Consider the following 13,978-nt stretch of genomic DNA (forward strand, 5'->3'; position numbering starts at 1 on the left):
GCCTGCTCCCTTCGAGGTGATGACGGCGCTGCTGCTGTCGTTTTGTATCGGCGTAGCCATGACGACTGTGAAGTCGGATAATCTTTACGCAATTACGAAGGAATTTGAGAACGTCGTCATCAAGGTTATCTGGGGTTTCGTGATCCCCCTTCTGCCGATCTATATCTTCGGTATGTTCCTCTCCCTGGGTATGAACGGAAATATCGGGACTGTGCTGATCGCCTTCACGAAGGTACTTCTACTCGCGGTCCTGATGACCTTGGTCTACCTTGTCCTGCAGTACATTATTGCTGGTGCCATTGCGGGCAAGAATCCATTTTCCGCGTTGAAGAACATGGCCCCGGCCTACTTCACCGCGTTGGGCACGTCGTCCTCTGCGGCTACTATTCCGGTTACCCTCGATGCCGCGCTGAAAAATGGGATCTCCAAGCCTGTCGCGGGCTTTGTTGTTCCCCTCTGTGCGACGATTCACCTTTCCGGCTCGATGATCAAGCTGACGCTGTACGCCTTTGCGATTATTTACATGGCTGATGGCATGGAGGCTGACTTCGGCAAGGCCCTCGGCTTCATCTTGCTGTTGGGCATCATGATGATCGCCGCTCCCGGAGTGCCGGGCGGCGCGGTCATGGTAGCTGTTGGCCTTCTGCAGGCGAACATGGGCTTCGACGACTCGATGGTCGCATTGATGATTGCCGCCTACATCGCAATTGACTCCGTGGGTACCGCCGCAAACGTTACTGGCGACGGCGCCATCGCCATGATCGTCGATCGCTTCGCACGCGACAAGATTGAGGGCCTAGAGGCCGAGGCAGATGCCGAGGCTGCTGACGAGGAGCTTAGCAAGGCCTAAGTTTCACGTGAAACCCTGAAGCTTCTACTCCCCCTTTCCCTGACATGATATCTGCGATGGATAGTTGGGTGAAGGGGGATTTTTCTTGCCCGAATACCGGAGAATGTGTGCAGTCATGTAGGGGCTAGTGGCCCCGATGCGTAGACCGCGGTTCTGCCCGTGGCAGTTTGGGCCTAAGCCCCAATTTCTTAAGGAAAGTCTTGTGCCTTGGCTATAGAACAGGTATTCTATAGATGGGCGTGGGGGAACGAATTGTTCCGCAAGTTTAGGGGTGCAGCTAGGCATGGCAACCACAGCACAATCTTCTACGTCACTTCCCACCGCATATTTTTCCCACTCAAATCCGCGTGATCGTGAATGCATGTCGGGTCAGCTGATGCGCAGAATAGAGTATGAATTCTGGGTAAGCATCCAGCCACCATTAGACGAGGATTCTGATACCGCCTTCATGCGCATAGGACAGAAGACAGGAAAATCTCCGGCGCATGTGGCGCGCAACGTGATGGCTCTTATCCGTCTTGATGAAATGCCGAAGTTACGTGCGTTGCAGAAGGCCGACTTTTTACTGGACATGCAGATGCTCGTCGCTATCGATCAGGTGATGGCAAAGCTTGGCAATCCAACGGCGGCTGTAATAGCGGAAGTGGATGAGAAGCTATCCACCTGGTTAACGCCGACCAAGCCGAATCAGGTCTTTCCCTCAGTTGAGAAGATCCGGCGCAAGGTGCGAGACATCTGCAAGGTGCTGGACGACTCCGTTTCATTCCGTGACAAGCGCAAGAAGAATCGCTACTCGCTACTCACCCGCGGGCAACGTGGGTTAATCGAGCTAGAAGTGGACAGCAACGTGGGTGTCGTCATCCATGAAACCATCAAATTGGCAGCAAAAGAACACGACGTCTCCATGGCCGATGCGCTGGTGCTCCTCATTACCGGCAAAATCAAGCCAGAGGCAGGCAAGGTCGTCGTCCACGAATACAAGGCGAAAGACGTCGAGGGCGCGCCGGTCTATGTCCAAGGGCATGGGTGGAACGGTGAGGGCGTTCCGGCTTCGAAGACTGTTTCGCGCGACTTCGAAAGTGTCCCATATGCCTGTGAGGGCTATCAGCCGTCGGAATTTTTAAGGAAGTACGTCGAAGGGCGTGACGGCACGTGTCGGGCGCCCGGCTGTAATCGGCCCGCATGGGTCTGCCAGCTGGATCATCGGATCAACTACGCCGACGGCGGGCCTACACACCCACACAACATGTTGGCCCTGTGCCAGCACCATCACAATATGAAGACAGATGGGCGGGCGTTCTACATCCTGGATCCCGTGACTGGAGACGTTGTGTGGTTGTACGAGGACGGAACCTGGGCGGTTACCGAAGCGAGCGGACCGTTGGCTCCTGCTTCGAAGGTATGGGCCCGCTCCATCGCGGAAGATGTCGTTGCGCACCGCCGTAAGATGCATGAAGCTGCGCGGGCGCTGAAGGTGGAAATGGATAACGGAACCTTGGTGGAAGTATTCGACATGACAGATCCGGCGGACCGCTTCACCGATGGCGAAGGGGATATTCCTTTTTAGGGAGGAGTTTCACGTGAAACGACCCCCTTCCGCCCTGCCGTCGGTAAATGCGGATTCTGGCGGAAAGAGGCCGTTGCGAGCTGAACTCAGCTAAGACTTCTTCTGCTTGGTAGCCGCCTTCATCGTAGATACGAAGTCGGTGACCGCAGCGGCGAGAGTGTCGTTGGGGCGGTTGTCATCCTCGAGGTGGGCATCAACGACCTTGGCCAGAGCGGAACCGGTGATTGCTCCCGCAGCGCCGGCAGCAATGGCGTCGGCAACGTGTTGCGGGGTGGAGATTCCAAAACCAAGGAGAATTGGTGCACCTCCGAATCGTTTCACGTTGTCCACTACGTCAGCGAGCCCGCGGGTCTCTGACTCCTTCTCGGTGCCGGTTACGCCGTCGCGGGAAATCGCGTAGATATAGCCCTTGGAATACTTCGCTACGCCCTCGAGGGTTTTCTCAGAGGCTTGCGCCGGTGCGATGAAGATGGGATCGATTCCTGCTTTGTCGGCTGCGGCGACGAACGGGGCGCCCTCGCGAACGGGGACGTCGGGAAGCAGGATGCTATCGGCGCCGGCCTCGTGAAACTCGGAATAGAAGGTCTCTAGCCCGCGGGTGAAGGGCACGTTGCCGTAGATGAGCATGCCGATGGGCAGGTCCGGGAACTCGCCGCGGATCTGACGGATTTGCTCGATGGCGGAATCTACCGTTGCACCGCCGGCGAGTGCGCGAATGTGGGAGGCCTGGATCGTGGGGCCGTCGGCGACAGGATCCGAGAACGGGACACCTAGCTCTAGAGCGTCGGCGCCACCAGCGACAGCCGCACGGACGATGGTGAGGGTGGTCTCAGGATCGGGATCGCTGAGCATGATGAAAGGAACGAAAGCGCCTTCACCGCGTGCGGCAAGGGTGGAGAAGAGTGTCTCGTAACGGCTCATTACTTGTCCTCCGTGATCTTGAGTTCGGGGTGCTCGTTAAGGGTTCGGCGGACGTGGTCGATATCCTTGTCGCCACGCCCAGACAGGGAAACGAGGATGGTGATGTCTTCATCCTTGCGCTTGAGGGCATAAGCCAGTGCGTGCGAGGACTCGAGGGCGGGGATGATGCCCTCGCGGCGGCTCAGGAGTTGGAAGGCTTCGAGAGCTTCGGCGTCGGTGATGCCGACGTAGGTTGCGCGCCCCGTCTGAGCGAGGTGCGCGTGCTGTGGACCGACGCCCGGGTAGTCGAGGCCAGCGGAGATGGAATAGGATTCCTCAACCTGGCCGTCGGCATTGCGCATGAGATAGGACCGGGCGCCGTGGAGGATGCCGATGGTGCCGTTGTTGATGGTCGCGCCGTGGTGCCCGGAGTCGAGTCCCTCTCCCCCGGGTTCCGCTCCAACGAGTTCGACGGATTCCTCATCGATGAAGTCGGCGAACATACCAATGGCGTTCGAACCGCCGCCGACGCACGCGACGACGAGATCCGGCAAACCGCCGGTGCGTTCGATCATCTGGGCCTTGGCTTCTTCGGAAATTACCTTGTGGAACTCGCGAACGATCGTTGGGAAGGGGTGCGGCCCAGCCGCAGTGCCGAGGAGGTAGTGAGATTCGTGGAAGGTGGCGGTCCAGTCACGGAGAGCTTCGTTTACGGCATCCTTGAGCGTGCCGGAACCGGAATCAACCGGAACAACCTTCGCGCCCATCAGTTCCATTCGATAGACGTTGGGCTGCTGCCTCTCGACGTCCTTCGCACCCATGTAGATCACGCAGTCGAGGTCAAGCAGCGCACAGGCGAGGGCGGTCGCCGTGCCATGCTGGCCGGCGCCGGTCTCGGCGATGATGCGGGTCTTCCCCATCCGCTTGGCCAAGAGCGCTTGGCCGATCACCTGGTTGGTCTTGTGCGCGCCGCCGTGGACAAGGTCCTCCCTCTTGAGAAAGATGCGTGCCTTGCCGCCGAGCTTGGTGGCTTCGGTGAGCGGGGTCGGGCGGCCGAGATAGTCGCGAAGGTAGCCGGCCAGCTCTTCGCGGAAGGCGGGATCGTTCTGGGCATCGACGAAGGCCTTCTCCAATTGGTCGAGCGCCGGGATGAGGGATTCGGGAACGAATTGTCCGCCAAACTCCCCGAAATAAGCGGGTAGGAGGGTCTCCCTGGTGTCCTGTTGGTTGGTCATAGTGTTCCTTTTAGCTAGGGCTTGGAGCAAAGCTTGGGATGGGGGTTAATACGTAAAGTGACGAATGGCGTCGAAGGCCTTGGCGATGAGCGCGGTGTCCTTCCTCCCGTTAACCTCTACGCCTGAATTGATATCGAGACCAACGGTACCGACGCGCAGTGCATCCGGCAGGTTGGCGGGATTGAGGCCGCCAGCGAGTAGTGCCTTCTTCTTGACGCCGTCTGGAACTGTTGTCCAGTCGAAGGATGTGCCAGTGCCGCCGACGCCCGAGTCGAGGATGAGCATGTCGGCGGCGTCGGCAAGCGCGGAGGCAAGGGCGGGGCCATGGGCAGCTGTCATGTCGATGGCGCGCCACACCTGCCGCTCCCCCGCCACAGCGCGCACAGACTCAATGAGTTCGAGCTCGGACTCGGTGCTTCCCTGGAAGGGTGCGTGGAGTTGTAGGGCGGCGATGCCGTCGCAGGCAAGCTCCTCCCAGCCGGAGGTGCGGCGAGAGACCGCGACGTAGTTGAGGTCGGGTTCGTGGGCGATGATGTCGAGCGCGGTTTCACGTGAAACATTGCGCGGTGATGCCTCTTCGAAGATGAGCCCGCCGTAGACAGCGCCGGCGGCGCGGGCGGCCTGAGCTTCAGACCATGTCGTGAGTCCGCAGACCTTATTGTGACCATAGACAAGCTCGCGGGCAGCACGATCGATATCTGGCGTACCCGTGAGTTGGGAGCCGACAAGGAATGCGTTGGCGTGAGAACCCAGGCGACGCACAGTCTGGTTATTGCGGATGCCGGATTCCGAAACCACAACTTTGCCGGACGGAACGTAGCGCGAGAGACGCTCGGACCGGGTGAGATCGATGCTGAGGTTGTGAAGGTTGCGGTTGTTGATGCCAATGACGTCTACGCCGAAGGCGGTGGCGCGCTCGACCTCGTCCTTAGTGATTGCCTCAGTGAGAACGTCGAGCCCGAGGGAATCTGCCAGATGTTTGAGCTCTGCATAAGTCTCATCATCGACGATGGACATCATGAGCAGGATGGCGTCGGCGCCAAAGTAGCGCGCGGCATACACCTGGATGGGATCGATGATGAAGTCCTTGCACAAGACCGGCAGGTGCGTGGACAGTGCCACGGTCTGCAAATGGTCGTAGTCGCCACCGAAGCGGTCCGGTTCGCAGAGAACAGAGATGGCCGAGGCATAGCGCGAATACACGCGGGCGATGGCTCCCGGTTCATAATGCTCACGGATGAGGCCGAGCGACGGGGACGCGGACTTGCATTCCATGATGAAACGGTTGGTGCCGTTGAGGGCGTCGTAGAAGGAACGCTCGGAGCGCGGGAGAGTCGTGAGGTCCACGTGGGCGAGGCGTTCGCGGATGGCTGGTAGGTGCGTGCGGCGCTTGGCGACGATCCCCTCAAGCACGGTCGGCAGAGCCATAGTTCGCCTCCTCGTGCTTCTTCAGCCATGCGGCAACGGTTCCGTCCTGGATGAGCTTCGCGGCGTGCGCGACGCCGTCTCGGATGGTGTCGGTTGTGCCGCTGAGGTAGAACATGGCGCCTGCCGATGCTGCGATAGCGTCGTGATGGGCTGGCTTACCCGTACCGGCGAAGACCGCGCGCAGTGCTTCGGCATTCTGTGCGCCGTTGCCGCCGGCGAGGTCAGCCAGTTCGTGACGGGCAATGCCGAGGTCTTCCGGGGTGAGTTCGTAGTGGCTAATGGTGCCGTCGCGAAGCTCCCAGACCTGGGTGGTGCCGTGGACGGCGATCTCATCGGTACCGGCACCGTGGACCACGAGTGCGCGGGTGCGGCCGAGATCCTTGAAGACCTCAGCGATGAGCTGGCCCTGCTCGGGGTTGGCGATGCCCATTATCTGGAATTCAGGGCGGCCGGGGCTCAGGAGCGGGCCCATCGTGTTGAACAGCGTCGAAATCCCGAGACCCTTGCGCACCGGTTGCACGTGGGCAACGGCCGGGTTGTAGGCCGGCGCAAAGAGGAAGGTGAAATTGGATGCCTCGAGCTGACGGACTGCGCGCTCGGGATCGAGGTCGAGCGGGATGCCGAGGGCCTCCAGGACGTCGGCTGAGCCAGACTTGGAGGAGACAGAGCGGTTGCCGTGCTTGACCATCTTGACCCCGCCGGCGGAGGCGACCAGCGATGCACCGGTGGTGACATTGATGGTGTTGGCGCCATCGCCACCGGTTCCCGCGCTATCCATCAGTCCCTTGCCGGTCACTGGGAAAGGCCGGCCGGCCTTGATGAAAGCGCGTGCCGCGCCGGCGACATCGGCGAAGGTCTCTCCGCGCGTGCGGATGTGGGTCAAAAGGGCGGCGATATGGATGTCGTCGTACTCCCCTACCGTCAGAGGCGTAAAGACCTCAATGGCTTGCTCCAGGGTCGGCTCCCGGATGTCGAGGAAAGCTTGCAATGTCTCCAGTGCCTTATTGTCGGTCATTACTTGGCTCCTTCAATGATGGGTTGATTAGAAAGTTGATGAATGCAGCGCTCAATCATGATTGGCCCCGTCGGCGTGAGGAGTGATTCTGGGTGGAACTGGAGGCCGAGGGCCATGCCGTCGAGCGTTTCTGCGGCCATGGTGACGGGACCTATGGCGGTCTCGGTCTCGGCGAGACTGCGCATCTGGACGGGAACGTTCGCACACCCCAAGGAGTGGTAGCGCGCAACGGGGACGAGGCGGCCAACGTAGTTCGGGTTATCGGGCTCGGAGTCGGTGGTGAGCCCCTGAAAGAGAGGGTGTCTGGCGCCGGCGTCGGTCAGCGTCATGGGCACAGAAGAACCGTGGACTGGGCCGCAGGGCTCGACGGTCCCGCCGAAGTGATCAAGGAGCGCTTGGAAGCCCAAGCAGATACCGAGGATGGGGATGCGGCCGAGGGAGGCGTCGATAAGCTGCATCATCGATCCGGCGTCGCGGGAATGACCCGGGCCGGGCGAGAGGATGATGATATCGGGCTGGGCGGCAAGGACCTCCTCCACCGGCACGGAGTTGCGGAAGACGGTGGTGTTATACCCGGCGAGGGCGTCGACGAGGTTGTAGACGAAGGAATCGTGGTTATCGATGAGGACGACGTGCGGGTTCATCGGATGACCTCCAGGTTTGCGTTGTGTGCCTGGGCGATGGCGCTGAGCACCGCGTAGGCCTTATGTACCGTTTCATCGGCTTCGGATTGGGGGACGGAATCGCGCACGACGCCCGCGCCGGCCTGGACGACGGCCGTGCCATCCTTGACATAGGCGGAACGGATGACGATGCAGTTATCCATCGAGCCATCGCCGCGCAGGTAGCCGATTGCTCCCCCGAAGGAGCCACGGCGTGTTCCTTCGGTCTCACGGATGAGCTCCATCGCGCGCAGCTTCGGCGCACCGGTCAGCGTGCCCATGTTCATGCAGGCACGGTAGGCGTCGAGGGCGTCGAAATCCTCGTGCAGTGTGGCGACGACTCGGGAGACCAGGTGCATCACGCGCGAGTAGCGGTCCACCTGGAGCAGGTCAGCGACCTTTCGGGTGCCAGGGACCGCGACGCGGGCGAGGTCGTTGCGGGCTAGGTCCACGAGCATGATGTGCTCCGAGACTTCTTTGGAATCGGTGCGCATCTCCAGTTCGTTGCGGATATCCAGCTCGTGTGTGGCGCCGCGCGGACGAGTACCGGCGACGGGGTAAAGCTGTACCTGCCGGTCAGAGGCCGTGTACTTCAGATTGGACTCAGGGGATGCACCGAAGAGTTCGTGTTCCTCCCCGCGCAGGTAGAACATGTACGGCGAGGGGTTGGTCTCGCGCAGCGTGCGGTAGGCGGCGAAGGCATCGGGGCAATCGAGGCTGAAGGCGCGGGAAGGAACGACCTGATAGATATCCCCGGCATGGACGTTGCCTTGGAGGCGCTCGATGTGGCGGCGGAAAGCAGCGTCATCGATGCTGGCGCGTGCGCGAACAGTCTCGCGCGGTGCCGGGGCTTCTGGAGGAATAGGTACGGTGACAACGGCCCGGTCCAGCTCTTCTTCGAGCGTGTGCTTGTCGACGCCCCACCCCTCAATCTTTGCCGTCTTGGTGAGGTGGTCCACCGTGAGGACGTGCTCGGCGACGAGAAACTCATAGTCCGGATATTCGTTTGGGCCGTCCGGCACCGGTGGCAGTTCCTCGAACGTCGCGACGTAGTCGAAGGCGAATCCGCCACCCAGGAATGGGAGGGACTCGCCGGAATAGAGCTGGCTAAGCTGCAGCGCGCGCAGAATATCGGCGGTGGAGGCGGCGCGGAGGCGGGCGCGCTCATCGTGCTCGGTGGAGAGATCGAAGCGGAAGGTGACGCTGCCTTCTGAGCTTTGGATAATCCGAGACTGGAAGTCCTCGCGGAGTTCGTCGATAAGAAGGCGGCCCGACGGTGTCAATGCGGTGGCGGTGACCTCCTGGCCCCGGCACACCACCTTGAGCGCAGCCTTGGTGATGGCAATACACGTGAGGTTTTTCTTGGACTCGATGTCCGCGGACTCTAAGAGCAGGGAGTTCTGTGGGGTGGCGAGGGCATAAAAGAGTGCGCTGGCGTCGGGTGTGTACCTGACCTCGCGTGTGGCTGTGTACGGCATATTCTGTCTTTCTTTAACGGTTTTGTGTGCTGCCGCGAGCTTCGCAAGAGAGCAAAACGCCGAAAAGCCCGCAGCTGCGGGCCTTAAATATGGGAGAACAACGAGGCCCGCAGGTTACGCGCGCCACCACCAAAGGTTAACTGTGTTCTTCATATCACTGACTCTAACACCGATACCTTCCGCCGTACAGATAATAGGCCGGCGGGTACCCCCGTAGCGTATGGGTGGTAGTGCAGGAAAAGGGCGGGAGTGATGGAGAAAACATGCAGCTTAGCGATGTGAGATAGAACTCTAAAACTGTAGGGCTATAGCTTTTGAAGAGCTAAGAGTACCCCCGCTCGGGAAAATTATTCACAAAACTGCTGCTTAAAAGGGTGAAAAGAGGATTAAATAACGGTCACTACTGTCACTCTTGAGTAGAAAAGGACCGTTATGTTCTCTAAAACTGCCGCCGCCCTCTCAGCCCTCGCCTTGAGCGCTGCCGCTCTCGTGGGATGCTCGTCATCGTCGGATAGCGCGGGCGGTGACTCCGGAGGTGGAGACTCCTACTCCATCGGAATTAATCAGTTGGTTCAGCACCCTTCCCTCGATGCCGCTGCAGAAGGATTCCAAGAAGCCTTCGAGGACGCGGGTGCGGACGTGGATTGGGACATCCAGAACGCCAACGGCGAGCAAGGTACCGCGGTGTCCATTTCCCAACAGATGGCGAACGCCAACCACGATCTCTACTTGGCCATCGCTACCCCGGCTGGCCAGGCAATGAGCAAGTCCATCAAGGATAAGCCCTTGCTGTTCACCGCGGTGACCGACCCCGTCGAGGCGGAACTCGTGCAGTCCCTCGAAAAGCCGGGCAAGAATGTCACTGGTACCTCTGACGCAGCACCCATCGAGGAGCAGGTAGAGCTGATTACCCAGCTTGTCCCGGACGCCAAATCTGTGGGTGTCGTATACTCCTCCGCCGAGGTGAATTCCAAGGTGCAGGTGGAGCAGCTGACGGAGGCTGCCAAGCCGAAGGGCCTTGATGTGAAGTCGCAGACGGTGACGTCCGTGACGGAGATTCCCCAGGCCGTGGAGGCGCTGGGTGACGTCGATGCCATCTACATCCCGACCGATAACATGGTCGTCTCCGGTATCTCTTCGCTCATCAAGGTGGCGAATGACAAGACCATCCCGGTCATTGCAGCGGACTCGGGTGCCGTTGAAGGTGGTGCTGCGGCGACCATTGGCATCGACTACAAGGAGCTAGGCCGCCAGACTGGCGAGATGGCGCTGCGGATCCTGCAGGATGGCGCCGATCCGGCCGATACCCCGGTGGAAACTGCCTCCGAATACACCTACGTGATTAATGAAGAAGCCGTGAAGGCCCAGGGTATCGAGGTGCCGAAGGAGATCCTAGACAAGGCTGAGACGCTGTGATTGGTGCACTTGAGCTAGGACTCATCTATGCGGTAATGGCCGTGGGCGTCTACCTCACGTTCCGTGTGCTTGATTTCCCGGATCTGACAGTCGACGGCTCCTTCACTACCGGTGCTGCCACCGCCGGCGTACTCATTACGAATGGGGTCAACCCCTTTGTGGCCTCGCTGGCTGGCTTCGCCACGGGATGTGTGGCGGGCTGCATCACAGGACTTCTACATACGAAGGGCCGCATTGACGGGCTGCTCGCTGGCATCCTCACGATGATCGGCCTGTGGTCCATCAACCTTCGCATCATGGGAAGCGCCAATGTGCCGTTGCTCTCGCAAGATTCGGTATTTACTCCTCTGGACGCGGTAATGGGAACCTGGGCAGGAGTGGGTCTGCTCGCGGTGGGCTCGGTGCTACTCTGCTTGCTCATCGTGTGGTTCCTGTCCACGGATTTGGGACTCTCGCTGCGCGCCACCGGCGACAACCAACAGATGATCACCTCCTTTGGTGTGTCGACAGATTTCACCAAGATTCTGACCCTGGCCTTGTCCAACGGCCTGGTGGGTCTGTGTGGTGCGCTCATCGCGCAATATCAAGGCTTTGCCGATATCTCGATGGGCATCGGTCTCATTCTGGTAGGTCTGGCCTCCGTCATCCTCGGGCAGGCGGTACTCCCCCAGTCGCGCCTGTGGATGGCCGTCGTAGCTGTGGCACTGGGTTCCGTGATTTACCGACTCATCATCTTCGCCGCGTTGCAGGTGGGTCTCAACCCGAATGACATGAAGCTCATTACGGCGCTGCTGGTTATCGTCGCTCTCCTGGTGCCTCGCATGACGCGGGTACGCGGCAAAAGGAAGGCCTAAATCATGCTCAACATAGACAAGATCTCAAAGACCTTCTTTCCGGGGACGGTGAATGAACGCCGTGCGCTTCGCGACGTCTCCCTGGAGCTTGCCCCCGGTGACTTCGTCACGGTTATCGGTTCTAATGGTGCAGGTAAGTCGACGCTGTTGAACTCCATTGCGGGACGGTTGATTCCGGACGCGGGCCGAATCGTCATCGATGGCAACGACGTGACGAGCCAGCCGGAGCACAAGCGTGCAAGGAAGGTCGGGCGCGTCTTTCAGGATCCGATGGCGGGTACAGCGCCGAACCTGACGATTGAGGAGAACCTCTCGCTCGCTTATTTGCGCGGCAAGAAGCGCGGACTCGGTCTGGGTCTCAACTCCGCGCGCCGGGCCATCTTTGTGGAACAGCTGGAGTCGCTCGAGCTGGGCTTGGAGGAGCGCCTTGGGACGAAGGTGGGCTTGCTCTCCGGCGGTCAGCGCCAGGCGCTGTCGTTGCTCATGGCGGGCTTTACCCACCCGAAGGTGATGCTTCTTGATGAGCACACGGCTGCTCTCGACCCCCAGCGCGCCGAGCTGGTGACAAGACTGACGAAGCGCATTGTGGAGCAAGGTCAGCTCACCACGTTGATGGTGACGCACAACATGGCCCAGGCGCTGCAGGTAGGAAACCGTCTCATCATGATGCATGAGGGGCAGATCATTTACTCAGCTGACGCCGAGGAAAAGGCGAAGCTCACAGTGGAGGACCTCATGGCGGAGTTCGCGAAGATCAAGGGAGCAACCTCCGATAGGACACTCTTGCAGTAGAAGTACACCCGTAGTTGTTTCACGTGAAACCTAGGCGTTGTGTTTGACAGCGTCTAGGCTTCTTTTGTTTGGGTTTCTCTCTGCCTGTGGGCTCTTGGTTTGTTTGCGAGCTGGCATTTTTGTGGGGCTTTGCTAAGCCGCAAAGAAAGGGGCCCAGCATTGTGCCGGGCCCTTACGCGTGTGAAGCTACGTGAGCTTGCGTGGAATTACTTGCGCTTGATGAGCGCGGAGGAGAAGTAGTCCTCGACCGCTGATGGATCATCGAGTGGGAGGACGGCACCGACGTACTGGTCTGGGCGGACGATGACGACGGCTCCATCGCGAGAAATCCCGCGGGCATCGAAGATGTCCTCAGTGCCGGGGAGTGCATTGAAGACGTTCTCCCAATTCGGAACATTGAACTTGCCGTTGCGTGGGCGGAAGAGAAGAGGGGCGTCGAGAATCTCGTAGTCGTGGTGGTTAGTCTGCTGGTAGATAGCCTTCACGTCGAAGTAGGTATTCTCATCAGCTCCCTCAGGGGTGAACTTGGCCAGGATGGGTCCGACCTTCTCGGACCACTGGCTCAGCGTGGAGTCCTCGCCGGCCTTGGGGGCGTCGGCAAAGGCGTAGATGCGGTAGCGGCCGTCGGCAGTGTGCTGGTGGCCCAAGTGCTGGCGGTAGGCATCGCAGCGGCGCAGAACCTCAAAGGACTTGAAGCGCTTGCCCACCGGGAAGCCGGAAGCCAGATCTTGGTGCTGGGTAGTACCCACAATCAGGTTCTCTTCGTACTGCGTCATCATGCCGGCGGCGAACTCTTCTGCGGCGACGTAGTACTTCTCCACCGCCTCCGGATCATCGAGCTCTTCCGTCGGGGTGGCCATAAGAGTGGACCATTCGCGGTCGAAGTTGATGAGGTTCTGGGCGGCTGGCTGACGTTCGCCATGGTAGGTGGTCAGGAGTTCCTTCGGCGCGCGGCCGTCGAGGACGTGGCCCAGCTTCCAGCCAATGTTGAAGCCGTCTTGCATCGAAACGTTCATGCCCTGGCCAGCCTTGGCCGAGTGAGTATGGCAGGCGTCGCCGGTGAGGAAGACGCGCGGATCGTCGTCGTTATCGTCGAAGGCATCGACGAGGCGGTGGCCCACCTCGTAGACGGAATGCCACGCCACCATCTTGACGTCGACGAAGTAGGGGGCGTAGATCTCGTTAGCCTTCTCGATGATCTTCTCAATCGGCGTATTGCGGACCTTGTGGTTGTCATCTTCTGGCACCACGCCCAGGTCAACGTACACGCGGCAAAGGTAGCCGCCCTCGCGCGGGATGTGGAGGATAGAACCGGCCTGGGAGTGGATGGCGCACTTGGTGCGCCAGTCCGGGAAGTCGGTGTCGACCACGACATCCATGACACCCCACGCGTGGTTAGCCTGGTCGCCCTTGAGCGAGCGGCCGATGGACTTGCGAACGCGGGACTTAGCGCCATCGCAGCCGACGACGTACTTGGCGCGAACGTCGCGCGGGTTACCGTCGACGTCCTCGAGGTGCACCGTCACCGGGTACTCGCCCTCCCCTACCTCAAGGGAGACGAAGTTCCAGCCGTAGTCCGGCGTGATGCGGCCCGGGGCGCGGTGTGCATAGCGGGCGAAGTAGTCCAGCACGCGGGCCTGGTTGACAATGAGGTGGGGGAATTCAGAGATGCCCTGCTCGTCATCGATGGGGCGAGCGCCACGGATAATCTTGGACCGATCCTGCGGATCCGGGTTCCAGAAGGACATCTCCGTGATTTCGTATGCCGTCTTCTGCTTGAA

General features: G+C 60.1%; 11 protein-coding genes. 5 read left to right on the forward strand and 6 right to left on the reverse strand.

Features of this window, described 5'->3' with window-relative positions; translation table 11 throughout:
* Positions 1 to 850, forward strand: an 850-nt coding sequence (locus RDN59_RS08915) for a cation:dicarboxylate symporter family transporter (protein ID WP_308607527.1), incomplete at its 5' end; no start/stop codon positions are given.
* A gap of 283 nt (positions 851 to 1,133) precedes the next feature.
* Positions 1,134 to 2,417: an HNH endonuclease gene (locus RDN59_RS08920; protein ID WP_308607528.1), complete on the forward strand. Its 1,284-nt coding sequence runs from the start codon at positions 1,134 to 1,136 to the stop codon at positions 2,415 to 2,417.
* A 90-nt stretch (positions 2,418 to 2,507) separates the two neighbouring features.
* On the opposite strand, the gene trpA is transcribed toward RDN59_RS08920, so the two are convergent.
* Genes trpA through RDN59_RS08950 form a run of 6 tightly spaced genes read right to left on the reverse strand, consistent with a single transcriptional unit; the run spans position 2,508 to position 9,135 of the window.
* Positions 2,508 to 3,338: a tryptophan synthase subunit alpha gene (gene trpA, locus RDN59_RS08925; protein WP_308607529.1), complete on the reverse strand. Its 831-nt coding sequence runs from the start codon at positions 3,336 to 3,338 to the stop codon at positions 2,508 to 2,510.
* Entirely contained in the window at positions 3,338 to 4,552 is a 1,215-nt protein-coding gene (gene trpB, locus RDN59_RS08930; RefSeq protein ID WP_308607530.1) for a tryptophan synthase subunit beta, read from the reverse strand. Before trpB ends, trpA begins: the two co-directional genes overlap by 1 nt.
* 45 nt (positions 4,553 to 4,597) lie before the next feature.
* Positions 4,598 to 5,980 carry a bifunctional indole-3-glycerol-phosphate synthase TrpC/phosphoribosylanthranilate isomerase TrpF gene (gene trpCF / locus RDN59_RS08935; protein ID WP_308607531.1) on the reverse strand — a complete coding sequence of 461 codons (1,383 nt, stop codon included), beginning with the start codon at positions 5,978 to 5,980 and terminating at the stop codon, positions 4,598 to 4,600.
* Positions 5,958 to 6,995, reverse strand: coding sequence for an anthranilate phosphoribosyltransferase (trpD, locus tag RDN59_RS08940; protein WP_308607532.1), 1,038 nt, complete (start codon positions 6,993 to 6,995; stop codon positions 5,958 to 5,960). The genes trpCF and trpD overlap by 23 nt, the downstream gene beginning before the upstream one ends.
* The gene (locus RDN59_RS08945; RefSeq protein ID WP_308607533.1) at positions 6,995 to 7,639 is read right to left on the reverse strand and encodes an anthranilate synthase component II; all 645 of its coding nucleotides are present in this window, start codon (positions 7,637 to 7,639) and stop codon (positions 6,995 to 6,997) included. Before RDN59_RS08945 ends, trpD begins: the two co-directional genes overlap by 1 nt.
* Positions 7,636 to 9,135 carry an anthranilate synthase component 1 gene (locus RDN59_RS08950; protein ID WP_308607534.1) on the reverse strand — a complete coding sequence of 500 codons (1,500 nt, stop codon included), beginning with the start codon at positions 9,133 to 9,135 and terminating at the stop codon, positions 7,636 to 7,638. Before RDN59_RS08950 ends, RDN59_RS08945 begins: the two co-directional genes overlap by 4 nt.
* Before the next feature lie 432 nt (positions 9,136 to 9,567).
* Between RDN59_RS08950 and RDN59_RS08955 the strand changes: the two genes are divergently transcribed.
* From RDN59_RS08955 to RDN59_RS08965, 3 genes are read left to right on the forward strand one after another with little or no spacing between them, the layout of a single operon-like run.
* Positions 9,568 to 10,551, forward strand: coding sequence for an ABC transporter substrate-binding protein (locus RDN59_RS08955; RefSeq protein ID WP_308607535.1), 984 nt, complete (start codon positions 9,568 to 9,570; stop codon positions 10,549 to 10,551).
* The gene (locus RDN59_RS08960) at positions 10,548 to 11,405 is read left to right on the forward strand and encodes an ABC transporter permease (protein ID WP_308607536.1); all 858 of its coding nucleotides are present in this window, start codon (positions 10,548 to 10,550) and stop codon (positions 11,403 to 11,405) included. The genes RDN59_RS08955 and RDN59_RS08960 overlap by 4 nt, the downstream gene beginning before the upstream one ends.
* A 3-nt stretch (positions 11,406 to 11,408) precedes the next feature.
* Complete coding sequence (locus RDN59_RS08965; protein ID WP_308607537.1) at positions 11,409 to 12,197, forward strand: ABC transporter ATP-binding protein; 789 nt, start codon at positions 11,409 to 11,411, stop codon at positions 12,195 to 12,197.
* Positions 12,198 to 13,978 lie beyond the last annotated feature (1,781 nt).

The organism is uncultured Corynebacterium sp. (assembly GCF_902489365.1).
Classification (GTDB): domain Bacteria; phylum Actinomycetota; class Actinomycetes; order Mycobacteriales; family Mycobacteriaceae; genus Corynebacterium.